The organism is Nocardioides sp. JS614 (assembly GCF_000015265.1).
Taxonomy (GTDB): Bacteria; Actinomycetota; Actinomycetes; order Propionibacteriales; family Nocardioidaceae; genus Nocardioides.
In genome coordinates this window covers 62,845-86,712 of sequence record NC_008697.1, presented here as the reverse complement: position 1 = coordinate 86,712, position 23,868 = coordinate 62,845, and the positions used below count along the sequence as shown (strand labels likewise).

Below are 23,868 nucleotides of genomic sequence, written 5' to 3'. Positions count from 1 at the left end.
GGAACGGGCTGGTGGACGCCGTCGCTCGCCGATCGGGCCGCACTCGAGGCTGGCTGGGAGATGACCATGACCGAGCATCTGTGCCCAGCATGTGCCATCGACGCGATGACCGACGAGGCCGGGGGAGCGGGCCCGGACCGCCCGGCACTGCCGCCGGTCGTCGGCCCCGCGTCGCGGCCGGACATCTGCTGGCCACCGTCCACGGCAGGTGCGGCTCGGACACGCTGACGATGTGGCGCTACTGCGAGCGATGCTCCCGACCTGACTACACGGTGCAGGCCGACCGGTGAGCCTGAGATCGTTACAGTCGGCACCATGCAGCCCGCCGACGTGACCGCTGCGCCACCCGAGGTGGTCGCGGAGGTGCTGCGCGACCCCGCCGCATTCCTTGCTGCGGCCACGGAGGCAGCTCCTGGCTGGTCGGTCCGGTACGGGGGTCCCGAAGGCGTTGCCCAGCTGACGAGCGCACTCCATGAGCATCTCGCCGAGCTCACGAAGAGCAACGCCGCGCTGCGGGGCGCGACGGTGCTCTACCTGCACACGCACCACAAGCTGCAGCTGTTGACGATCGCGCGTCTGCTCGGCGTGACCAAGGGCGCCGTGAACCACGTCATCCGGCGGGCTGAGCTGGACTCGGCCAGAGAGCCGGGGTTCACAAAGCTCGAGTCGCCCGGCGCGTGGGAGTCCTGACCGAGCCGCCTCCGATGAACTCTGATTGTTGACTGGCGGTGGACGGGAGTTGATGAGCCGGGGACCGGAGCCCCCGGAGAGAGCTCCGCGCGGAGCTCCTCGTGGTCGAGGATGCTCGTCGGCCGTACGGTCGCCACGCATCGTGCTTCGGTGGGTTGGTGGACATCCCGGCGCACTCACGCGCTGGTGAGGAGTTCGGCGGGTAACCACTCCTCGACAACGAGCCAGTTGCCGTCGGGGTCGCGCACCGCGCGGACTACTCGTCCCGACCAGCTGCCTTCGACCTGCCGCCAGCCGATCAGGAGGGCCGGGAGCTGTCCGTGTCGGTCGGTGACCCAGCAGTGCTTAATGGACGGGGGCGGGGCCTGTGGGTCAGCTGAGGGCGAGGGCTGAACGGCTCGCTCCTGGTGACCGCCGACTCGAACGCGGTCCTTCAACGGGATGCCCGACCCGCGTCCGTACCCGCCACCTGCCATGTCTCCCAGAGTAGAACAAATGTTCGAAGGCTGGCCGCAGCGCTGGCCTTAGTACGGGCGACACCCACAGCGAGCCGGGTCGACCACCTCACCAACCCCGCGGCCTAGCTCGGCCAAGGCCCCGGTGACCGGGACTACGGGCGCGCGAAACCGCACGCAGTGACTGTGCTCTCACGTAGGTTTCGGTAGAGGAAAAGTCAGTGTCGACGGCAACGGAGCGGGATGGACGTCTTCAAGGTCCACGAGCAGGTGATCGCGGACTACCGCGCCTTCACCTCTGGCTTCGTGGAGGTCCGCGACAGCCGGATCAAGAAGTACGTGGACGACCAGTTCGAGCAGGGCGTGCAGTGGCCGGATCCCTGGCTGAGCCTCAACCCGTCGTTCGCCTCCGGTGGCGCCGTTCCGTACCTGGTCGCGAAGGGTCTCCTTCACCCGGAGGCGGCCCGGATCTTCCGACGCAAGGAGAACCTGCAGGACGCCGGCCGCGACCCGATCGTGCTCCACCAGCACCAACGCGAGGCTGTCGAGGTCGCCCGGACGGGCAAGAGCTACGTGCTCACCACCGGGACGGGGTCCGGAAAGTCGCTCGCCTACATCGTTCCCGTCGTTGACGCCGTCTTGCGGGACCGGGATGCCCGTGGAGGCGAGCGACGGCCCGGCGTCAAGGCCATCGTCGTCTATCCAATGAACGCCTTGGCGAACTCCCAGGTGAACGAGCTGAGGAAGTTTCTGAGCTTCGGCTATCCGGAGGGCGGTGAGCCCGTCACCTTTGCCCGGTACACCGGACAAGAGTCTCAAGACGAGCGGATCAGGATCCTTGCGGAGCCACCCGACATCCTCCTGACCAACTACGTCATGCTCGAACTGGTGCTCACCCGCCCAGACGAGCGCAAGCGCCTGGTCCGCGCCGCCCAGGGCCTGCGGTTTCTCGCTCTCGATGAGCTGCACACGTACCGCGGCAGACAGGGCGCCGATGTGGCGATGCTGATCCGCCGGCTGCGTGACCAGTGCGCCAGCGACGACCTACAGATCGTCGGCACGAGCGCCACCATGGCCAGCGGCGGTACGCAGGCCGAGCGCAGCGAAGTGGTCGCCAGGGTCGCGACGCGACTCTTCGGTGCCGAGGTCACCCCGGACCGCGTCATCGGCGAGACCCTGGTCCGCGCTACCCCCGACGTGACCGCCAGCGACCCGGAGCTCGCCAACGCAGTCACGGACAACGCCACCCAGCAGGCCAGATCGTTCGCCGACTTCACGGCCGACCCGCTGGCCAGCTGGGTGGAAACCACCTTCGGCCTCATGTTGGAGGAGGGCACCGACCGGCTTGTGCGCCGCACGCCGACCACCATCCCCGAGGCCGCCGAGCAACTGGCGAGTCGCACTGGCAGGCCGGTCGAGTCGTGCGCAGTCGCGCTGCGCAACGTTCTACGCGAAGGCTCCTCCGTTAGACAGCCCGACACCGGCCGTCCGGTCTTCGCCTTTCGTCTCCACCAGTTCCTCTCCAAGGGCGACACGGTCTACGTCTCGCTGGAACCCGAGGACACACGGCACATCACCGGCACCTACCAGGTCAGCGTCCCGGACCACCCACAGAAGGCGCTCCTCCCTTTGGGGTTCTGCCGTGAGTGCGGCCAGGAATACCTCGTCGTCGCCAAGGTCGGGCGCGATGGCGGGTCGGCGTTCGTCTCCCGACGCGATGTTGACGCCAGCGGCGGCGATAGCGTCACCGGCTACCTGTACGTCAGCAGCGACCTGCCGTGGCCCGAGGACCCGCTGGCGGCTGGACGGCTGCCCGAGTCCTGGCTCGTCACCGACCCGAACACCGACCGTGTCGAGATCCTCGACAGCAAACGCAAGTACCTCCCCACCAAGGTCTTTGTGAGCCCCACCGGCAGCATCGATGAGACTCGAGCCGGTCTGCCCGCCTGGTTCGTCTCGACACCCTTTGCCTTCTGCATGCGCTGCGGCGTCTCGTACGAGCAGGTACGCGGCAACGACTTCGGCAAGCTCGCGACTCTCGACGCCGAGGGCCGGTCGAGCGCCATGACGCTGCTGAGCGCATCCATCGTCCGCAGCCTGCGCGGTGTCCCCGAGACCGAGCTCCCCCCGTCAGCGCGGAAGCTCCTGACCTTCGTCGACAACCGGCAGGACGCCAGCCTCCAGGCCGGCCACTTCAACGACTTCGTCCAGGTCGCCCAGCTCCGCGCCGCCCTCTACGCTGCTCTCCAGGCTGCTGGCGCTGACGGACTGACCCACGAGGCGTTGGCCGACGCCGTCACCGACGCCTTGGGTCTGACGATGCGCGACTTCGCACAGAGCCCGGACGCCAAGTTCGGTGCCCGCAAGGACGCCGAACGAGCCCTGCGGTCCGTGGTCGAGTACCAGCTCTACGTCGACCTGCAGCGAGGATGGCGGGTCACCATGCCCAACCTCGAGCAGACCGGTCTGGTCAAGGTCGCCTACCGCGACCTGCCCGAGCTCGCCGCCGATGAGGATTCGTGGGCCGGCACCTACCTGCTCAACAAGATCAGCGCCGCGCAACGCGAGGAGCTCGGACGGATCCTCCTCGACGAGCTACGTCGGGTGCGCGCCATCGAGGTCGACTGCCTGACCGAGGAAGGGTTCGACCGCCTCAGGCGCCTCGCCCGATCCCACCTGATCGAGCCCTGGACCCTCGGCGAGGACGAACGCGTCGTCGAGGCCGGAGTCGCCATCCCTCGCCCCGCGCGCGCGGGCGGGCGTCGAGCGCTGCTCGCCGTCTCCGGACGGGGCGCCTTCGGCAAATACCTGCGCCGCGACGCCGCCGGGCTGCCGGGAGAGGTCCGGACCGAAGACTCCGAGCGAGTCATCCAGGACCTCTTCCGCGTACTCACCGACGCGGGTCTCCTGAGCCGAACCGAGAGCGCCGACGGACCCGAGTACCGGATCAACGCCGGCGCGTTGCGATGGGTCCCCGGCGACGGCGCCACCGGCGCTTCCGACCCCCTGCGCAAGGCCTTCAGCGGCGAAGAGACTGCGCGGGTCAACCCGTTCTTCTGCGAGCTGTACCGCGACCTTGCCCGCGGATACGCCGGCATGCTGGCTCGCGAGCACACCGCACAGGTGCCACAAAGCGACCGCCTCGAGCGAGAGGAGGACTTCCGCACCGGCGACCTCCCCCTGCTCTACTGCTCGCCGACCATGGAGCTCGGAGTCGACATCTCCGACCTCAACGCCGTGGGGCTACGCAACGTCCCACCCACACCGGCCAACTACGCCCAGCGGTCCGGACGGGCTGGTCGCAATGGCCAACAGGCCCTGGTCCTGACGTACTGCTCCACCGGCAACGCACACGACAACTACTGGTTCCGCCGGTCCCGAGAGATGGTCTCCGGGTCGGTCATCGCCCCGCGCCTCGACCTGACCAACGAGGACCTCATCCGCTCCCACGTGCACGCCATCTGGCTGGCCGAGACCGACGAGTCGATGAAGTCCTCCATCACCGACCTCGTCGAGGCCGGGGGAGACACCCCGAGCCTGACGCTGCTCCCACAGCTGTGGGACGCGGTCAACAAGCCCAACGTCACACGTCACGCGCAGCAGACCGCCGAGCGCGTCCTGGCCGAACTTCGGCACACCTGGGCCCTCGACGGCGGTGACCCCTCCTGGTGGTCCGACACCTGGGTCCACGACCAGGTCAAGCACGCAGCCGCGTCCCTCGACGACGCCCTCCAGCGATGGCGGGAGCTGTACCGCACCGCGCTTGCCGAGTACCACGAGCAGCACCGACTCGCGATCAGCACCAACGCCAGCAAGTGGGACCGCCGCCAGGCCGAACGCCGACGCGCCGACGCCCGCAACCAGCTCACCCTGCTGCGCAACGACGACCGGGAAGCCGGCGCAACCGACTTCTACTCCTACCGCTACCTGGCCAGCGAAGGCTTCCTGCCCGGCTACTCGTTCCCCCGGTTGCCCCTCGCCGCCTACATCCCCGCACGTCGCGGCAGAAAGGTCGACGGCGACTTCCTGCAGCGCCCACGGTTCGTCGCCATCAGCGAGTTCGGCCCCAACAGCCTCATCTACCACGAGGGTGCCCGCTACGAGGTCACGCGCGTGCAAATGCCACGCGACCCCGGTAACACCACCGGCGGGGGAGCGGTTACCGAGACCGCCAAGCGATGCGAGGGATGCGGCTACCACCACCCGGTCCGAGTCGGGCTCGACCGATGCGAGAACTGCCAGCACCCGCTCGGCGCCACCCAGTACGGCCTCCTGCGCCTGCAGACCGTGTTCACCCGCCGCCGCGAGCGGATCAGCAGCGACGAAGAGGAACGCCGGAAGAGCGGCTTCGAGCTCGAGGTCTCCCTGCGCTTCGCCGACCGCGGCGGCCGCCCCAACTGCACCCGCGCCACGGCATCAGCCGGCAACGACCCGGTCCTTGAGATGAGCCACGCCGAGGCTGCCGAGATCCGGATCGCAAACGTCGGTCGACGACGCCGGAAGAACCCCCAAGACCGCGGATTCTGGCTCGACCTGCGCGAGGGCAACTGGCTCAGCGACAAGCAGGCGGCCGACTCACCTGTCGACACCGAGGGCCTGGTGAGTGCCGAGGACGTCAAAGAGAAGGAGAAGGTCACCCCCTACGTCGAGGACCGCCGCAACCTGCTGGTGCTCCGCCTGACCCGGTCGGTGGAGGACCAAGTGGCGGTCACCCTGCGCGCCGCGCTCGAGCGCGCCATCGAGGCCGAGTTCCAGCTCGAGGACTCCGAGCTCGACAGCCGCGAGCTGCCGGACCTCGACGGTCGCGGCCGGATGCTCCTCACCGAGGCCGCCGAGGGCGGCGCAGGCGTGCTCGGCCGGCTTGTCGACGAGCCCGATGCACTGGCCCGGGTTGCGCGCCGAGCGCTCACGATCGTGCACTACAACCCCGACACGGGTGACGACCTCGAGAAGGCCCCAGGAGCGCGCGAACGCTGCGAACGCGGGTGCTACGACTGCCTGCTGTCCTACGCCAACCAGTACGAGCACAGCCGCATCGACCGCCACGCCGTCGTCCCGCTGCTGCGGCAGCTCCTGAAGGTCCAGGTGGCCGGCGGCGCCGGCGGCCGAGACCGAGACGACCAGCGAGACTGGCTCCACAAGCTGCGCGACTCCGAGCTGGAGAGGAAGTTCGTCGACTGGCTCAGCGACACCGGACGACGCCTGCCCGACGACGCACAACGCACCATCGAGGCGGCCCAAGCCCGTCCGGACTTCGTCTACGACCTGCCCGGCAACCCCGTCGCTGTCTTCGTCGATGGACCCCACCACGACGACGCCGTCCGGCAGCAACGCGACGAGCAGGCCGCCGAGCGGCTCGAGAACCTCGGGTGGACCGTCGTCCGGATCCGGCACGATGACGACTGGACCACCACCGCCGACCGCTACCAGTGGCTCTTCGGCCCTGCAAGGAGCACCGCATCCACATGACCTCCCCTGCCCCCCTGGACGTCGCCGTCGGCAGCCTGGTCCGCGCCCGAGGTCGCGAGTGGGTCGTCCTGCCCGGCACCACTCCCGACTTCGTACTCCTTCAGCCCCTCGGCGGCGGCAGCGACGACGTCGTCGGAGTCTTTCCCGACGAGGGAGTCGAACACGCCACCTTTCCCCCGCCCACCGCCGCCGACCTCGGTGACAGCGCTTCCACTGCCCTGCTGCGCACCGCCCTGCGCGTCGGCTTCACCGCCGGAGCCGGCCCCTTCCGCTCCCTGGCGGGCATCAGCGTCAGCCCGCGCAGCTACCAGTACGTCCCCCTGCTCATGGCCCTGAGACAGGAGACCGTCCGGCTCCTGATCGCCGACGACGTCGGCATCGGCAAAACCATCGAGGCCGGCCTGATCGCCGCCGAACTGCTCGCCCAAGGCACCGTCCGGCGCCTCGCCGTCCTGTGCTCACCGGCACTCGCCGAGCAGTGGCAGCGCGAGCTCGCCACCAAGTTCGGCATCGACGCCGCGCTCGTGCTCACCAGCACCGTAAAGCGCCTCGAGCGCGGCCTGATGCTCAACGAGTCGCTGTTCGACCGCTACCCGCACGTCATCGTCTCCACCGACTTCATCAAATCCGCCCGTCGCCGCCACGACTTCCTTCTCCGCTGCCCCGAGCTGGTCATCGTCGACGAAGCCCACAACTGCGTCGCCGGCGCTGGCGTCGGCCATCGGTCCCGACACCAGCGCTACGAGCTGCTGCGTGACCTGGCCGCCGATGCGACCCGCCACCTCGTGATGGCCACCGCAACCCCGCACTCCGGCGACGAGGCCGCGTTCACCAACCTGGTCGGCCTCTGCAACCCCGAGCTCGCCACGGCCGACCTCAGCTCCGAGAAGGGCCGCCGCCTTCTCGCCCAGCACTTCGTGCAACGCCGCCGCGCGGACATCCGCCACTACCTCGACGAGGACACCCCATTCCCCAAGGACCGCCTGACCCTCGACGTTCCCTACACGCTCTCGCCGGCCTACCGCGACCTGTTCGACGATGTTCTCGCCTACGCCCGCGAGCAGGTCCGCGACGGCGTCGACGGCACGCGTGGACGCGTCCGATGGTGGTCTGTCCTCGCACTGCTCCGAGCGCTCGCCTCCAGTCCCCAGGCGGCAGCCGCGACTCTGCGAACGCGCGCAGCCAACGCCGAGGCCACCACCGCTCAGGAGGCCGATGAACTTGGCCGGGCTGCCGTCCTCGACAGCGCTGACGACGAGTCACTCGAAGGGATCGACACCACGCCCGGCGCACTCACCGACGACGAGACCAGCGCCGGTACCGACACTGCCGAGCGGCGGCGCCTGCTCGGATTCGCTCGGCGGGCCGCCGACCTCGCCGGGCCGGACCACGACCGCAAGCTCGCCGCCGTCACCACCCAGGTCAAGAAACTCCTAGCGGACGGCTACAGCCCGATCGTGTTCTGCCGCTTCATCGACACCGCCCACTACGTGGCGGCTCACCTCAACACGGCACTCGGCACCAAGAGAAACCCCGTGCACGTCGTCAGCGTCACCGGCGAGCTCCCACCCGCCGAGAGGGAACGCCGCGTGGGCGAGCTCACCGAACTCGACGGCGAACACGTCCTCGTCGCCACCGACTGCCTCTCCGAAGGTGTCAACCTGCAGGAGCACTTCTCCGCGGTCGTGCACTACGACCTGTGCTGGAACCCCACCCGCCACGAGCAGCGCGAAGGACGGGTCGACCGCTACCTTCAGCGGAAGGAGGTCGTCCGCGCCGTCACCCTTTACGGCGAGGACAACGGCATCGACGGCATCGTCCTCGACGTCCTCATCCGCCGCCACCGTGCGATCGCCAAGGCCACCGGCGTGGCGGTTCCCGTCCCCGGCGACGGCCAAGGCCTCATCGACGCCCTCGCCGAGGGCCTGCTGCTACGCCGCCAGGACTCCCGCGATCAGCTCGTCCTGGACCTCGGACTGGACGAGCGCACCCAACAGCTCGAGGACGCCTGGACCTCTGCGGCCGAGCAGGAGAAGGTCTCCCGCACCCGCTACGCCCAGCACGCGATCAAGCCTGAGGAAGTCGCGGCCGAGGTCGAGGAGCTCCACGCCGCGCTGGGAACCCATGGCGACCTCGAGACCTTCCTCACCGGCACCCTGCGCGCTCTCGGCTCCACCCTGACCACCGGGACCGACGCCTTCACCGCCGTCACCGCCACCCTGCCCCTCGGCCTGCGCACCGCCCTGCCGGTCGGGATCCGCGACCCGCTGCCGTTCCACTCAGAGCCGCCCGCAGGCCGCGGTGAGGCGGTCATCGCCCGCACCGACCCCACCGTCCAGGCAATCGCCCGCTACGTGCTCGAGAGCGCACTCGACCCCACCGTGCCAGCCCCGGAGCGGCCAGCGCGGCGGGCCGGCGTCATGCGCACCCGCGCCGTGCAGACGCGCACCACGCTCCTGCTCGTCCGCTTCCGGTTCCAGCTGGAACTTCCCGCATCCGACGGGGTCCAGCAACGGGTCGCGGAGGACGCCCGAGTCCTTGCCTTCGAGGGCACGCCATCACAAGCCCTCTGGCTCCCCGACGACCGGGCCGAGGACCTGCTGTCAGCAACTCCGACGGCCAACGTCATCGAGGGGGCCGCCCACGACGCGATCAGTAAGGTTCTCGACGGACTCTCGGCGCTCACCCCGCACCTGGAGTCAGTGGCCGACGAACATGCGGACAGGCTGCTCGGCGCCCACCGCCGTGCCCGTACCGGCGCCGGCGCTGCCCGCCGAGGCCTTGCTGTTACTGCACAACGCCCCGTCGATGTGCTCAGTGTCCAGCTCTTCTTGCCCGATCTCGGAGGTGCCTCGTGAACGGCGGACTGACCTCGGTCCGCGTGGCCGGCGCGCTGATGCCCGGCGACGTGCTCTCAGCTGTCCTGGCCGGCGACCTGGACGGCCTCACGGGCTCGGCGTACCACCTGGGGTCCGAGAGTCCCCGGGAGGCGGCCGCACGGGTCTGGACACACCTGCTCGGGGTCTACCGGCGGTTCCGCTCCGACCTCGACAGCCTGCCCGACGAGGACCCCGCGGTCGGGCTCACACGCGAACGTTGGCTCACGCTCCTGCTCTCCGAGCTCGGCTACGGCCGGGTGCCGCCCACGCCGGCGGGTGGCTTGGCCGTGGGGGACAAGCAGTACCCGGTCAGCCACCTGTGGGGCGCCACCCCGATGCACCTGCTCGGATGGGGAGTCCCGCTCGACAAGCGGTCCGCCGGTGTAGCCGGGGCGGCACGCGCTCCGCACGCGATGGTGCAAGAACTGCTCAACCGCACCGATGAGTACCTCTGGGCGGTCGTGGCCAACGGCCGCGTGCTACGCCTGCTGCGCGACTCCACCACCCTCACCGGGCAGGCCTACGTCGAGTTCGACCTTGAGGCGATGTTCGACGGCGAGCTCTTCGCCGAGTTCGCCCTCCTCTACCTGCTCTGCCACCAGTCCCGCGTCGAAGTGCCGGATGACGGCCAGCCCGCCGACTGCTGGCTCGAGCGCTGGCGCGTCACCGCTGTGAGCCAGGGCGTGCGTGCCATGACGCTGCTGCGTGACGGGGTCGAACTGGCGCTGGAGACCCTCGGCACGGGCTTCCTCCAGCACCCTGCGAATACCAAGCTGCGCGACCGCCTGGAGCGCGGCGAGATCCGCCTCAGCGACGTCCACGCCGCGCTGCTGCGACTGGCCTACCGACTCCTCTTCTGGGCCGTCGCCGAGGACCGTGACGCCCTGCTCAGCCCAGACGCCAGCCAGGAGCAGCGAAGGCGCTACGCCGAGCACTTCTCCTCCACGCGCCTTCGTCGTCTGGCCGTCCGCCGTCACGGCAGCGGCCACGACGATCTGTGGCAGGCCGCCACGTTCGTCCTAGACGCCCTCGGCCGCAAGGAGGGTGAGCAACGCCTCGGGCTCCCTGGCCTCGGTGGCCTCTTCGCACCCACCGCAGCCGATGTCCTAGCCGGCAGCCGACTTCCGAACGCCGCCCTTCTCACCGCCGTTCGCTCGCTTGCGGTCGTGCAACCGAAGGGCCAGCCGCAGCGACTGGTCGACTTCGCCCACCTCGGCGCCGAAGAACTCGGCTCGATCTACGAGTCCCTGCTGGAGCTGGTGCCACGCCACGACCCGACCACCCACGCCTTCACTCTGGAGACCCTCGCCGGCAACGACCGCAAGACCTCCGGCAGTTACTACACCCCCACCGAACTCGTCGAGCTCGTCCTCGACACCGCACTCGACCCCGTGCTGGACGACGCCGAGAAGAACGCCCACACCACCGAGGAGGCCGAAGCAGCCCTACTGGGGCTGCGGGTGTGCGACCCGAGCGTCGGATCGGCGCACTTCCTGGTAGCTGCTGCCCGCCGCATCGCCACTCGACTCGCCACCGTGCGCACCGGCGAAGTCGACCCCACCCCAACCGCCTACAGCGACGCAATGCACGACGTCGTCGCCCGCTGCGTCTACGGCATCGACATCAACCCGATGGCGGCCGACCTGGCCAAGGTCAGCCTCTGGCTCACCGCCATGAGCCCCGGCCGCCCCCTATCGTTCCTCGACCACCACATCAAGGTCGGCAACGCCCTCCTCGGCACCACTCCCGCCCTCATCCATGGGGGCATTCCCGACACCGCCTACGTCGCCCTCACCGGCGACGACAAGTCCGCCGCGTCCACATTGAAGAAGCGCAACGCCACCGAACGCGGTCAGGGCGACCTCTTCGACGACGCCGGCATCGATATCGACACCGCAAGCCTGCGCAAGGCCACCGCCGAGATCACCGACCGCGCCGCCGCAGCCACCACCGTGGACGACGTCGCCTGGGCCGCCCAGCGCTACGCCGACCTACAGAGCGATCCCGACATCATCCGCGCCCGCCGCGTCGCCGACGCCTGGTGCGCGGCCTTCCTCGGCCCCAAGACCGCCGACGCCGAGCCGATCACCCACCGGGCCCTGACCGCCATCGCCGACGAAGCCGCTCCCGACCCCGTTGTGAAAGCCGTCGACGAGCTCGCGACCCGGCACCGGCTGTTCCACTGGCATCTGGAGTTCCCCGACGTGTTCCGCGTGCCCGACGACGGTCTCGCGCGCGGTCCGTACGGCTGGACAGGTGGCTTCGATGCGGTCCTCGGCAATCCACCGTGGGAGCGCATCAAGCTCCAGGAGCAGGAGTTCTTCGCGATCCGCGAGCCGGCCATTGCCGAGGCGAAGAACGCCGCCGCCCGCAAAAAGGCCATCGCGGCACTCGCCGAGACCGACCCAGACCTGTTTGGCGAGTTCAACGCCGCGCGCCGACAGAGCGAAGCCGAGAGCCAGTTCCTCCGCGGCAGCGGCCGTTACCCGCTGTGCGGCGTCGGCGACGTAAATACCTACAGCGTCTTCGCCGAGCACTTCCGCGCCACCCTCGCTCCGACCGGCCGCAGCGGCATCATCACCCCGACCGGCCTTGCGACGGACGCCACCACCGCCGCCTTTTTCGCCGACACGATCACGTCTGGGCGCCTCGCGGCCTTCTTCGATTTCGTCACCGGACCGGAGATCTGGAGCGGGATAGGCCACAACAGGTTCCGCTTCGCCGTGTCCTCGACCACTGGTGGTGAGCGCATCCCCGAGGCGCAGCTCTCCTTCGACAACCGGCATCCGCGCGACCTTCAGATCGCAGATCGCAAATACAGCCTGCCATCCGATGACCTGGTCCTGTTGAACCCGAACACCGGAACGTTGCCCATTTTCGCGGACACCCGCGACGCAGAGGTGACCCTCGCCTGCTATCGCCGACACCCCATCCTGATCCGCGACGGCGGACGCAATCCCTGGGGGCTTCGCTTTTCCCGTCTCTTCGACATGGCAAACGACAGCGCTCTTTTCCACACCGTCGAGGACCTTGAAGACCTCGAGGCCACCTTCGACGGCTGGGCCTGGACCCACGCCGACCAGCGCTGGCTGCCTCTGTACGAAGCGAAGATGCTGAGCCACTGGAACTCCCGCTTCTCGGGATATGCCGACGTCCCCGAGGGCTACCAGGGGACTGCGTTGCCGCGACTCACCGACGAGCGGTTGGACGACCCCGCCTCCGAACCGATGGCCCGCTACTGGGTGCCTGAGGCCAACGTCACCAAGGCGATCCCCGAGGGATGGGATCGAAACTGGTTGTTCGGGTGGCGCGACATCGCCCGATCCAGCGACATGCGCACGTTCGTCCCGAGTGTGCTCCCACGCGCCGCGGTGGGGGACAAGTTCCTGCTCGCCTTCGCAGCGGCTCCGAGCAAGACGCCGTTCTTGCAGGCGGTTTGGTCCTCGCTGATCTTCGACTACATCTCGAGGCAGAAGATCAGCGGCACAGGAATGAAGTACTTCTTGACCAAGCAATTGGCGTGCCCAGAGCCGGAGGCATTCGATGGCGTACCAGCTTGGTCTCAAGAGCCCTTGGGGGCCTTTGTGCGGGCTCGAGTTCTGGAGCTGACCTACACGAGTGAAAGGCTCGCAGCGTACGCCGTCGACGTTCTTTCAGGCGAGCCCGGCACAACGGATCCCGGGCCGCCGTTCCGATGGGTTCCTGAGCGCCGGGAGCAGCTGCGCGCCGAGCTTGAGGCCGCCATGCTTTGCCTCTACGGCCTCGATCGCGAGGATGCGGAATACGTCCTCGATTCGTTCGTCTTGGTATGCAAGTACGAGGAGCGCGACCACGGGGAGTTCCGGACCAAGCGGCTCGTGCTTGCCGCCTACGACGCCATGGCAGCCGCTGCCGAGAGCGGCGTGCCGTTCGTCAGCCCGCTGGACCCGGCCCCCGGCGAAGGCCCTCGACACCTGGAGCGTGAGTCGTGACCCAACAGCCCGCCGCAACTGCTGTCACGCCCGACGCCGATCCGGTGCAGGATCCCGACTGGCCGAAGCGATGCCGCACCCGCCTGCGCGCCGCCCTCGAGGTGCTTGGCGAGCACCAGGATCCGATTCAGACCACCGAGTTGCAGGAGCTCGCTGCCGGCCGTGTGCCTCTCAACGACTACGACTCCTCGCTCACCGCCACCGGCGCGGTGCGGGCGTGGAACAACTTCGGCTGGAACCTCACGACCACCTACGAGCACGCAGGCTGGCTCCACGCCACTTCCGACGGGGGGTTCCGACTCACCAGGGAAGGCCGAGGGGCGCTTAGCAGCCACCCCGACCCCATGGCCCTGTACGACGCCGCTGTACAGGGCTACCAGGCATGGGACGTCGCACGTAACGAGCCGCTGCCAGATTTGCCGGCCACTCCAGAGAGCGACGTCTTGCACAGCGGCGCCGGGGCCGCCCACAGCATGCGGGCCTGCACGCCAGTGCTGAACGCGTGGCGCAGTTTGGACTCCGCCTTCTCGCCAGGCTCACCGATCTGGAGCCCCGCCACCACGACCACGCTGCGCAAATACCTCGACGGCGCGCCCCGTCCACTGGCCTCCACCCTGCCAGGGCTCGATGACCTCGGCGCTCGGACCCTGGCTGCAGAGGCGCTCGTGCTCCTGGTCGGGCCGTTCAGCGACATGGTCGGCAGCACCAAGCGCAGCCGGGTACGCAACCCGCTCATCCCCGCCGTTGATCCACCCGGGCTGCCCTGGCAGTTGTCCGCGGACCTCGAGCAGGGCTTCGTTCACGGCGGCAAGGCCCTGATCGCGACACCCGTCACGATGCTCGAGTCGTTCGTTCGGCTGCTCGACCACTGGTGGTCGCAGCCGCAAGACACCCGAGACGCCGCCTGGGCCGACCCATGGGCCTTCCGGGACCTGGTGAGCGGGGTGCCTGACGTCGACGACCGCGTCGCCTCGCTCATGTGCCTGCTGGCCCACCCGCGCTCCTTCACCACGGTGCTGCGCGTTACCGACCGTCAGCGCATCGTCGAGATGTTCGCCGACCGCCTCGAGGCAGCCACCGACGACGTCGAGAAGGACCTGAAGAGCATCACGCTGGCCCTCCAGGACGACCAGGGCGGTAAGCCGGTGCGCTACGACACCGCACCATTGCTGCAGCAGTGGAGCCAGGAGGTCGAGGGCGGAGGGCGGGCCTGGCTGGTGCGCGGTGAGCTCGACCAGCAGAACCGTGTACCGGCCTGGGTCAGCCAAGGCCGCGTCACCCTCACCGTGGGGCGGCTCACACAGCTTCCCGCCCAGTTCACGCAGGACGCGCTGAGCAGCCTCGTGGAGGACCGCTACTCAGACCTGCAGGTGGTCAAGCGCGAGGCCAAGAAGCGCGATGTCCTCGCCTTCGTCCTGGGCATGCAGCCCGGCGACCTCATCACGACCGTCGACGGCGGGACGCTCCGACTTGGACGCGTCGAGGACGGGCCTGCGACTCTGCAGTCCATCGGTGGGTCCACCCTGATCGTCAGGCCGGTCGCCTGGTTCACCGAAAGTTCGCCGACCGTCAAGGAGCTGCCCGCCGGCGTCCGCAGTCGGGTGCGGTTCAAGGGGGAGGACGTCCTCGACCTCACCGAGATCGTCGCTGCCCTCGAGCTCCTCACCCAGGTTGATGAGGAGCTGACCGGCGACGTCGACATCGACCAGGTCGAGCTGGACCTCGAGGGCGAGACCGAGACACCGCCAGGGCAGCTGCCAACCAAGGCGGAACTCGCATGCGACACCACGAAGCTGGCCGCGGACCTACACCACGCGGACGCCGGCTGGCTCGACGAGCTCTTGATCAGTCTCAACGAACGCAAGCAGGTCGTCCTGGACGGCCCACCCGGCACCGGCAAGACCTATCTCGTCCAGCATCTGCTCGAGGCATGTGGCGTGGTGGAGGGTCAGTCCGCGCTCGTGCAGTTCCATCCGACGTACAGCTACGAGGATTTCGTGGAGGGCTTCCGCCCCACTACTGAGGGTGGGGGAGCCACGTTGGCCGTCCGGCCGGGTCCGCTGAGGCGGATCGCAGACGAGGCGCGCAACGCGGAGGGCAAGCCATTCGTGCTGGTCATCGACGAGATCAACCGGGCCAACATCGCGAAGGTCTTCGGTGAGCTGTACTTCCTGCTGGAGTATCGGGGCTCCGAGGTTGAGCTCCTTTACAGCGAGGGGGAGCGGTTCAGCTTGCCGGACAACCTCTTCATCATCGGCACGATGAACACCGCCGACCGCTCTATCGCCCTACTCGACGCCGCCATGCGCCGCCGATTCGTGTTCCTGTCCATGGACACCGACGAGCCGGCACTCAGCGGAGTGCTCGCCCGGTGGTGTGCCGACAACCAACGCCCGCCAGGCCTCGCCCAGCTGCGGGACCGCCTCAACGCCGAGATGGTCAAGCGCGGCCTCGACAAGTCGCTCGCCTTCGGCCCGTCGTATTTCATGCGAGACGGGTCCGACACCCAGGGCGCGCTTGAGCGGTTGTGGCGCCGCGAGTTGCGCCCCATGTTGGTCGAGCACCACTACGGCGCCCACGACAACGTCGACACCTGGTACCCGTTCTCGGCATGGCTCGCGGAGTGCGGCTTGGCAGCACCGACCCCATCCGCCGAAGCCGCCGAACCCGCCGAGGACCACGGTGACGAGGGCTGACCTCGAGCATCTCACCGAGGGGCAGCGTCTCTACCCGGTCGACCTGACACGCGCCGAGGCGGCTGCCTTGAACCGGAGCGGCCTCGTGACCGCTCAGCCCGACGTCGATGGTTGGCGCGTCACGGCTGAGCACGCCGTCGGCGCGGTCCGCCGTGGCGACCTGGTCGTTCGCGTGACACCGAAAGTCGGCGCCGCGAAGGTGCTGACGTTGCTCGCCCGGGCTCAGGGCGTGCGCGGGCTGAAGGTGGACCCGGAGCTCGTGGGGGTCGCTCCTCACGCGGATATTTCCGCGGTACTCGCCGTCCTCTTCGCCCAGGAGGCGGCCACCGCCATGGCCGCCGGACCACTTCGCGGCTACCGCAGCGAGGACCAGACTCTGCCAGTACTCCGCGGACGCGTCCGGCTGCGAGAGCAGCACCTGCGCCGCTTCGGACTCCCTGTGCCGCTCGAGGTCACCGTCGACGAGTGGACCCTGGACACCGACGACAACCGGCGCACCCGTGCCGCCGCGACCGCACTCCTTGCCTTGCCAGGCGTGCCCGAACACAGCACCCAGGCGCTGAGACGGCTCGACCGGTTGCTCGGCGAGGCGAAGCTCCTCGCGCCCGGTGCCCCGCTCGAACCTTGGACCCCAACACGCCTCAACGTAAAGATGCATCGGCTCCTCCACCTTGCCGACGTCGTCCTGGCGCACACGAGCGTGGAGCACGAGGCCGGCGCGACTCAGACGCACGGATTCGTGGTGAACATGGCGTGGCTGTTCGAGACCCTTATCGCCAGGCTCCTGGAGGAGCAGACACTGGGGCTGGTTCCGCAGCAGACGATGCCGCTCGACACTCTCGGCCGACTTAGCATCAAGCCGGATCTGCTGTTCGACGGCCCGGGTGGCGTGGTGGCGGTAGCGGACACGAAGTACAAGCTGCTCGATGACAACGGCAAAGTCCCTAACGCAGACGTCTACCAACTTGTCACCTACTGCGCCCGGCTCGGGCTGAGCACCGGGCACCTCATCTACTCGTCCGATGAACCGGGACCGGACCCGTTTGGCATCGTCGGCACGAACGTGCTGCTCGTCGTCCACGCGGTCGACGTCAGCCGACCTGTCGACGTGATCGAGCAGCAAGTGCGGGAGATCGGCCTACGACTGTTGGCAACTGGAATCCGAGAATCCGGCAGTACCGAAGCCCGACCTCTCACCCCGGCCGGCTGAGAGGGAAGCACGTGGCGGGCACGCCTGCGTGGATGGACTATGTCGCCTGCGGCGAAGGCGGTCAGCGTCATGAGCCGAACCACCGCTCAGCAGATCAATTGCCCGGCCTGCATCGGTCGCGAGTTCGAAACCGTCAGCTTCAGCCACGGTGACATCGCGTTGGTCCACGCCCGGCCGGGAGAACTTCAAGTCCGCGGTCTCCGAGTGGGCTGCGCCCGCACAGTTCACCGAGACGGTGGCGCGGGCTGCCTACGGCTGAAACATCCCCGGCCGGAGCAGCGCCCACGTAGAGTTTCCGGTGCTGCGGCTGAGCGAGGGGAACGGGATGGCTCGGGGCTGGAGTTACTGGTCGAGGAACAAGTTGGAGATCCTCACGGACTACCTCCCGGCATTCAACAGCGCCTCGAAGGGCAAGGCATCCGAGCGGATCTACATCGACGTGATGGCCGGCGAGCCGGAGAACCACGATCGTGAAACCGGCGAGTCGTTCGACGGGTCGGCCCGGATCGCGATGGCGGCGGCCCCGGGCTTCACCCGGTTCGCTTTCGGCGAGATGCCGCCAAAGGCGGCGCAGCTCGAGGCTGACCTGGAGCCGCGAAGCGCCGGTCGGCCGTTCAAGGTCTACGAAGGGGACTGCAACGCCACGATCAAGGGGATGCTGGCCGATCTGTCCGACGTCTGCTGGGCGCCTACCTTCGCCTTCCTCGACCAGCAGGCGGCCGAGCTCCACTGGGAGACAATGGCGGCCATCGCTGCGTTCCGACGGGGTAAGACGAAGGCCGAGCAATGGATCCTCTGGTCCCCAGCGATGCTGATCAAGGGGCTCACAGGCTCCAATGGAGACCTGTACTTCGCGCGCGTGGACCGAATGTACGGCACCAACGCCTGGCGCCGGATCTTCGCGGCCCGCCGACGCGAGGTCATCACGGCTGAGGAGTTCCGGGCCGAGATGGTCAACCTGATCCGGTGGCGTCTGGAGACCAAACTCGGCTACTTGCATACCGCACGCATCCCGATGCGGATGCTCAACGGGGTGACGATCTACGACATGGTGTTCGCGACTGACCACGACGTCGGCCTCAAGATCATGTCCCACCTGTACGCGAAGGCGGCCGAGCGCGAGCCGCGGATGCGTCAAGAGGCGATCGAGAGATCCAAGCAGGCGCCCAGGTACGCCGACGACTTCCTGTTCGACATGCAGCCCGCGCCGAACCCGTCCGTTCCGAAGTGGCGGAGCGAACCGTGCACCGACCCAACCGAGAGAGACTGGTGGGACTAGCTCAATGCGAGCGCAGGCATATCGTCCCAGGTCCTGCCATCGAGTTCCCTACCGTTGGCCTTGGGAGTGCGGCCACCCCACTGCTTGAAGAAGAACGCCACTCCGGCGGCATGGCACTGGTCGCGGATATCCTCGGCCCAGCTGGGCTCCATCGGACGAGCGCGAGGCCCTGACTCGCCGCCGACAATGACCCAGTCGACGCTCTCCAGGTTCATCCGCGGGAGCGGAGTGATCAGCGGCTCGCAGGACAAGAACCGCGTCTTCGCGGGCGTTCTACGAAGGTGATCGATCCGATCGACGGCGTCGAACGACTCGACCGAAACACCCATCCAAAGGTTGTCGGGCCAGTCGAGCTGGTCGGCAACCCGCGCCATGCGGTGTGCTCGCTTGGTGAGCGCCTGATAGGTGTGCTGCGGAGTATCTCGGATGACGTCAAATACGTCGCGGATGAACGGGATCGGGACCTTGGCATGGAACAGGTCGCTCATCGAGTTTACGAAAACAACCTTGGGCGACCGCCACTTGTACGGCTGGGCGAGCGCCGACGGGTGCGTGGTGACGCCGAATCCGGGACCGGAGGTCCGCGGGTCCCCGTCGTTCTGGTACTTCTCGGCGCCCATTGCCTTCAGTCGCTTGGCGAGGGCTAGGGCATAGCAGTTGTCACACCCTGCGGCGACTCGGTCGCATCCGGTGACGGGGTTCCAGGTGACCTCGGTCCACTCGATGCCGCTGTTGGTGGCCACGTGATGCCCTTCCTGTCGGTCCCGCTGCGATAGTCGACCGGGTGCACTCGGAGCTGCGTCTTCGCGCGCACGCGGTCAGGCTAGCCCTACGTCAGGGAAGCCTGCGGATGCCGCTCCCGCTCAGGGTCACCCGGCTGCATCCATGTCTCGAAGACGAACGGCGGGCCGATGAGGTTGGCCCTGCTTGGCGCCTCAGGGCTGCCGCCTTGTGGCCTACTCGAGAACTGGCAGAGCCCGGAGTTGATGAACCGGGAGTAGCCGGGTGCGCGGCGCCCGGATCGCGGCAAGTCCGGGAGAGCCATTGCGGGCACTGGGCGCCGGCTCTGGTGCAACGCGGCGCGGCATCACCCCGCCGGTGCCCTCGTCGCGATGGGAATGGGGATGAAACTGCTGACCGCTGGCTGCTGCAGTGCCACGATGCCGACATGACCCTTGTGCTGCGCGTGGGCGAGAAGTTCGAGATGAAGGGCCGCACCATCACAGTCTCGAAGATGCAGGCTGACGTCGGGCCACAGGTCCGCGACTACCTGGTCGAGGTGGCCCGCCGAGGCGGGACGGTGACCTACGGCAACCTCAAGGACGACCTCAACCTCACATACCCGCCGAACGGGCTGGGTCGGCTGCTCGATGTCATCTCCGAGGACTGTCACCGCCGCGGCGAGCCCTCCCTCGCGCCTCTGGTTGTGAACAAGGCGACCGGGGAAGCAGGATCGGATTACGACGGCCATCCCGAGTCTGATCGTCAAGCGCTCTACGGCTACTGGTCCTGATGGCCACCATTGCCGAGCGCATTCTCGAAGCGATCCAGTTCGGGCCGCTCGACGACGACGTGCTCGCGGAGCGCCTCGGGGTGAGCCCGCGGCAGTCGATCAACCAGGCCGCCCGGCGGCTCGAACAGCAGGGATGTCTGCGGCGGTTCACCGGGCCTGACGAGAAGATTGTCAAGGCGCTCCCCGAGCACCCGATGCCCGAGTCGCCGCGGCCCGCCGAGGCACCGGTGAGAGTTCAACGGCTCGTCTTCCGCGAGGACGACGTCAAGGCGGCTGTGAAGGCGCACCTCGAAGAGCGGGGCTTCGACGTTGCGGTCGCGTGGGGCAAGGAGCGCGGGGTCGACATCGACGCGCGCCACCTCGACGGGCGTCGCTACATGATCGAGGCCAAGGGCGGGCTCGCCTCCGACCAACAACAAGGCAGTTACTTCCTCGGCGCGATCGGTGAACTGGTCCAGCGCATGGTGGACCCAGAGGTCCAGTACGGGCTCGCGCTGCCGTTGAACCGCCGCTATCGAGGGCTCGTGAACAGGCTGCCTCGCCTTGCGTGGGAACGACTCGGGCTCGTGGTGTTCTGGGTGCTGCGTGACCTGGATGGCGTCATGACCGTCGAGGTCCAGGAAGGGCCGCAGGGAGCGACGGAAACGACTGGCCTGGAGGCGAAGTCGCCGGTCGAGCCGGACGAGGAGATCTACTGACCCGCAAGGTCGATCCTGTCCCGACACCAACGGGTCGGCGGGCGGGGGACTGCGTTGCTCAGGCGCGGTCGTCGAGGTGTACCTCGACGCCGGACGCCCTCGGCAAACGGGCACAGACCGCTGCGCCGGCGTTCGGCCGGCGGATCGGGAGGAACAGCGGTGCAGGGTGGGTGGGGTGCCCTAGCGTGCGGGGCGTGGAGGAACAGGTGGGGGCGAGGTTCACCGCGGCGTGGGCGGTGTTCGCCGCCTCGTCCTCACTGCCGCGGTCGTCGACTCAGCGCATCCCGAAGAACGACGTGATGCGGTCGACCTGCTTCTGATCTAGAAGGGCCGGGCGGCACGCCCCGTAGGCGTTGGTCAGGTCGATCACGAGCTGTCAGGTCTGGTCCAGGCTCAGGTCGATGGTCGCGGTCTCGCCGTCGGCGTTGGTGATCGAGACGTCGACGCGCTGCACGTCCTCGTCGACGTAGCGGGCACGAGCCGAGACCTTCTTGGCCCTGACGGCTTCTGAACGCTTGAAGAACCCCATCGGTGAATGCCGCCCCTACCGGTCGCCGGCAACTCGGGCCATGGCCCAGAACAGTTGATGAGGCATTGCGAGTGCCAGGTCCTCGATGCCGGCCTCTGTGCGGGACCCGTAGGCCGCGGCGAGGGCGGCCCGCGTCGCGGCAGAGTCCTCCGCCTGGGGATCCATGAGCTTGGCGAGAGGCTGGTAGATCGCCTTCGGGATCTCGTCGCGCAGGCGCTCCCTGTCAGCCTCAGACAATGTCGTCCAGGCCGCAGCGAGTTCGCGCAGGTGTTTCGCGCGACTCCGCTCCTCGCGGGCGACGTGCTCCGCGCTCTCACGGGCACGGAAGGCCTCAAGCTCGGCGCGTGCGATCCGCCAGGTGGCGGGGCCGCCTGCTCGCGGAACCGCGGTCGCCAGGCGTCCCTTCCTCACCAGATCCATCGCCCGGGTGTTCGGGACGCCAAGTTCGGCGGCGACCTGCTTGATCGTGAGCACCTCGTCGACGGCCATAGCGCGAGGGTAGGACAACTGTCTGCTCAAAAAGTCCGAGAAGCGCACCAACGGCTCACAAACTGGCAGCGACGGGAGTGGATGAGCCGGGAGTAGCTGGCGGTTCAACGCCCGCAGATGTGCGGGCACTTGACGGCTGCGATATTCGCTCAGGTCGGAGGAGCGTTGAGTGCCTCGACCAGAGCCGCACGAGGGTAGAGCTGTCCCCAGCCACCCACGGGCGCAGCCGTGTAGATCTTCCGCAGCCGCAGTACGCGGTCGTCCCCGAGGTCCAGCCATACGGGTTTGTGACAAGCTCCGAGGGACCGCCGCGCATGCTTCCATCTGAAGGACCGAAACAAGGGATCGGGGTTGTCCTTCTTGGTCCGGATGTCTAGGCGTTCCGTCCGCACCGCTTCGGTCGCATCGAAGATCCACGCCATGCGGCCGTAGTGCGCCTCACGCTCCAAGATCTCATCGACGCTGATTCCGCTGTGCTGGACCTCGACCACGACACCCTGAGCGGTCACCAGATCGGCTCGATGGCGACCGAACGGGACCTCGCGGCGCTCCTCCGGAACCGCTTCCTGCCAGGTTCTGTGCCAGAGGCTGTCGGGCTCTGCCCAAGGATCGCATTCTGGATGAGCGCCGTGGGACCAATGCCAGACATTGATCTTGCCGCACTTAGCGATGACGGGAGCGCCGCACGTCGGACACTCTGCCCCCTGCGCGCGTGGATAGGGCAGGCAACGCACTCCGTCCAGGTTGGCGTACATCAAAGGCGTCTCCTCGACTTGACCGGCGCTGTTCCGCAGCTACGCACAATTCTCCGACAACGTCGTTGGCTTGATGCTTCTTGAGCACAGGCCTAACGGCGTCGGGCCCACTCACCCAGGTAGGCGTAGGCATCGTGCGGGCCCTGTTGTCAGACGGCTTCTTCTGAGCTTTGGGTGCAGATCGTCGAGAGCGCAAGCTTCAGACCGGAACGCATCGAATCGGCGGCCACTAGTCGATGACGTGGGCGACGCTGAATCGTGCTCGCGTGACTGCGACGTAAAACTTCTCCTTTGAGGTGACCTGTGACTGGTCGCCGTCCTTGAAGTACTTGCGCCAAGACTTCGTTGGGAAGATGAGAACTCTGTCGTAGGTGCTGCCTTTGGAGAGGCCGAAGTTCCTGGCGGGTAGGCCGAGGGTGTCGGTGTTCCGATCGTAGCGGAGCACGACGGGGTGGTGAGCCTCGTAGTAGTCGAGTACCTCGGCTCGTGTCAGAGGGAAGAATCCATCATGCCCAGTGACGCTGTGGTTCATCGAGACGGTCGCTGGCATGTGGGGGAACAGGGCGTCCGCGAAGTCGCAGATCGTTTGATTGCTGCGGTGGCACTGATTCTGAATGAGCAGCTCGCAGACGTCTTCCTTGTCCTTGATCCATCCCACGAGGCCCTCGCCTTTGAACGCCTTGTTCTTGATGCTCTGGTTGGTGGAGAACGTGTGCTGACGAGGGTCACCCACGGCCGTCACGCGCACCTCGGATCTGAACAGCCGCTCAAGCAACTCCAGGTCGTAGCCATTCAGGTCCTGCAGCTCGTCTATGAAGATGTCCTGGAACATCGCCGCCAGACGAGCGGTGACCTTGCCCGAGCTTCGACGTTCGAGTTCGCAGGCGAGGTCAGCTGCGCCATCTCGGTACACCGCGCGGTTTGAGTCGAGGAAGTAACGATGGACATCGCTCTTGGGCGTGAACCTGCTGCGCTGGCCCAGGAAGTTGAACGCTCCAACAACATTCGGTTCTCCGAAGACGCTCCGTTGATACGGACGTATGCATTGGTTCACCAAGAAGGTGAACCATGTCATCACGGTCACGTGCGGGGGCAGCGTTCCGCCGCACGCTGCACGCAGGCGAGCTTCGATCTGCGCGAGGTTCTCGTTGGTGAAGGTTGTGATGAGCGCCTGGCGCTCGGGGTGAGCGATGACCTCGTTCAAGATGCATTGGGTCTTCGCTGCGCCGGCCGCG

At 67.8% G+C, this 23,868-nt stretch carries 15 protein-coding genes; 10 read left to right on the top strand and 5 right to left on the bottom strand.

Annotated features, from left to right (window positions below; all coding sequences use genetic code 11):
• The first annotated feature begins 315 nt into the window (after positions 1 to 315).
• From NOCA_RS00365 to NOCA_RS00335, 7 genes are all read left to right on the top strand, one after another.
• On the top strand, positions 316 to 690 hold the full coding sequence (locus tag NOCA_RS00365) for a hypothetical protein (RefSeq protein ID WP_011751485.1): 375 nt from the start codon (positions 316 to 318) through the stop codon (positions 688 to 690).
• Positions 691 to 1,388: 698 nt separating this feature from the next.
• Entirely contained in the window at positions 1,389 to 6,614 is a 5,226-nt protein-coding gene (locus NOCA_RS00360) for a DEAD/DEAH box helicase (RefSeq protein ID WP_011751483.1), read from the top strand.
• Positions 6,611 to 9,472 carry a helicase-related protein gene (locus NOCA_RS00355; RefSeq protein WP_011751482.1) on the top strand — a complete coding sequence of 954 codons (2,862 nt, stop codon included), beginning with the start codon at positions 6,611 to 6,613 and terminating at the stop codon, positions 9,470 to 9,472. Before NOCA_RS00360 ends, NOCA_RS00355 begins: the two co-directional genes overlap by 4 nt.
• Entirely contained in the window at positions 9,469 to 13,464 is a 3,996-nt protein-coding gene (locus NOCA_RS00350; RefSeq protein WP_011751481.1) for an Eco57I restriction-modification methylase domain-containing protein, read from the top strand. Before NOCA_RS00355 ends, NOCA_RS00350 begins: the two co-directional genes overlap by 4 nt.
• Positions 13,461 to 16,160, top strand: a complete 2,700-nt coding sequence (locus tag NOCA_RS25295; RefSeq protein ID WP_011751480.1) for an AAA family ATPase — start codon at positions 13,461 to 13,463, stop codon at positions 16,158 to 16,160. The genes NOCA_RS00350 and NOCA_RS25295 overlap by 4 nt, the downstream gene beginning before the upstream one ends.
• Positions 16,147 to 17,370, top strand: coding sequence for an McrC family protein (locus NOCA_RS00340; RefSeq protein ID WP_011751479.1), 1,224 nt, complete (start codon positions 16,147 to 16,149; stop codon positions 17,368 to 17,370). Before NOCA_RS25295 ends, NOCA_RS00340 begins: the two co-directional genes overlap by 14 nt.
• A gap of 325 nt (positions 17,371 to 17,695) precedes the next feature.
• Positions 17,696 to 18,649 carry a three-Cys-motif partner protein TcmP gene (locus NOCA_RS00335; RefSeq protein WP_011751478.1) on the top strand — a complete coding sequence of 318 codons (954 nt, stop codon included), beginning with the start codon at positions 17,696 to 17,698 and terminating at the stop codon, positions 18,647 to 18,649.
• Here the strand turns inward: NOCA_RS00335 and NOCA_RS00330 are convergent.
• Positions 18,646 to 19,392, bottom strand: coding sequence for a DUF5131 family protein (locus tag NOCA_RS00330; RefSeq protein ID WP_011751477.1), 747 nt, complete (start codon positions 19,390 to 19,392; stop codon positions 18,646 to 18,648). The genes NOCA_RS00335 and NOCA_RS00330 overlap by 4 nt on opposite strands.
• A gap of 425 nt (positions 19,393 to 19,817) precedes the next feature.
• Between NOCA_RS00330 and NOCA_RS26885 the strand changes: the two genes are divergently transcribed.
• The 3 genes from NOCA_RS26885 (at position 19,818) to NOCA_RS28380 (ending at position 21,180) form a co-directional block, all read left to right on the top strand.
• Positions 19,818 to 20,162: a hypothetical protein gene (locus NOCA_RS26885; protein ID WP_049774153.1), complete on the top strand. Its 345-nt coding sequence runs from the start codon at positions 19,818 to 19,820 to the stop codon at positions 20,160 to 20,162.
• Positions 20,162 to 20,860, top strand: a complete 699-nt coding sequence (locus NOCA_RS00320) for a MarR family transcriptional regulator (protein ID WP_011751475.1) — start codon at positions 20,162 to 20,164, stop codon at positions 20,858 to 20,860. Before NOCA_RS26885 ends, NOCA_RS00320 begins: the two co-directional genes overlap by 1 nt.
• Before the next feature lie 194 nt (positions 20,861 to 21,054).
• Positions 21,055 to 21,180: a hypothetical protein gene (locus NOCA_RS28380; RefSeq protein WP_274378254.1), complete on the top strand. Its 126-nt coding sequence runs from the start codon at positions 21,055 to 21,057 to the stop codon at positions 21,178 to 21,180.
• A 56-nt stretch (positions 21,181 to 21,236) separates the two neighbouring features.
• Here the strand turns inward: NOCA_RS28380 and NOCA_RS27310 are convergent, their stop codons facing one another.
• The 4 genes from NOCA_RS27310 to NOCA_RS00305 form a co-directional block, all read right to left on the bottom strand.
• Positions 21,237 to 21,389, bottom strand: a complete 153-nt coding sequence (locus NOCA_RS27310; RefSeq protein ID WP_158305604.1) for a hypothetical protein — start codon at positions 21,387 to 21,389, stop codon at positions 21,237 to 21,239.
• Between the two features lie 15 nt (positions 21,390 to 21,404).
• Entirely contained in the window at positions 21,405 to 21,878 is a 474-nt protein-coding gene (locus tag NOCA_RS27305; RefSeq protein ID WP_041545918.1) for a helix-turn-helix domain-containing protein, read from the bottom strand.
• A gap of 149 nt (positions 21,879 to 22,027) precedes the next feature.
• On the bottom strand, positions 22,028 to 22,633 hold the full coding sequence (locus NOCA_RS26255; protein ID WP_083768026.1) for a competence protein CoiA family protein: 606 nt from the start codon (positions 22,631 to 22,633) through the stop codon (positions 22,028 to 22,030).
• A gap of 229 nt (positions 22,634 to 22,862) precedes the next feature.
• On the bottom strand, positions 22,863 to 23,837 hold the full coding sequence (locus tag NOCA_RS00305) for a UvrD-helicase domain-containing protein (RefSeq protein WP_238383340.1): 975 nt from the start codon (positions 23,835 to 23,837) through the stop codon (positions 22,863 to 22,865).
• Positions 23,838 to 23,868: the final 31 nt, after the last annotated feature.

What these genes read in the sequence shown, in the direction of transcription:
- NOCA_RS00365 (WP_011751485.1), top strand. Translation starts at nt 316, where the DNA reads ATGCAGCCCGCCGACGTGACCGCTGCGCCACCCGAGGTGGTCGCGGAG.
- NOCA_RS00360 (WP_011751483.1), top strand. Translation starts at nt 1,389, where the DNA reads ATGGACGTCTTCAAGGTCCACGAGCAGGTGATCGCGGACTACCGCGCC.
- NOCA_RS00355 (WP_011751482.1), top strand. Translation starts at nt 6,611, where the DNA reads ATGACCTCCCCTGCCCCCCTGGACGTCGCCGTCGGCAGCCTGGTCCGC.
- NOCA_RS00335 (WP_011751478.1), top strand. Translation starts at nt 17,696, where the DNA reads ATGGCTCGGGGCTGGAGTTACTGGTCGAGGAACAAGTTGGAGATCCTC.
- NOCA_RS26885 (WP_049774153.1), top strand. Translation starts at nt 19,818, where the DNA reads ATGACCCTTGTGCTGCGCGTGGGCGAGAAGTTCGAGATGAAGGGCCGC.
- NOCA_RS00320 (WP_011751475.1), top strand. Translation starts at nt 20,162, where the DNA reads ATGGCCACCATTGCCGAGCGCATTCTCGAAGCGATCCAGTTCGGGCCG.
- NOCA_RS27310 (WP_158305604.1), bottom strand. Translation starts at nt 21,389, where the DNA reads ATGGGGTTCTTCAAGCGTTCAGAAGCCGTCAGGGCCAAGAAGGTCTCG.
- NOCA_RS27305 (WP_041545918.1), bottom strand. Translation starts at nt 21,878, where the DNA reads ATGGCCGTCGACGAGGTGCTCACGATCAAGCAGGTCGCCGCCGAACTT.
- NOCA_RS26255 (WP_083768026.1), bottom strand. Translation starts at nt 22,633, where the DNA reads ATGTACGCCAACCTGGACGGAGTGCGTTGCCTGCCCTATCCACGCGCG.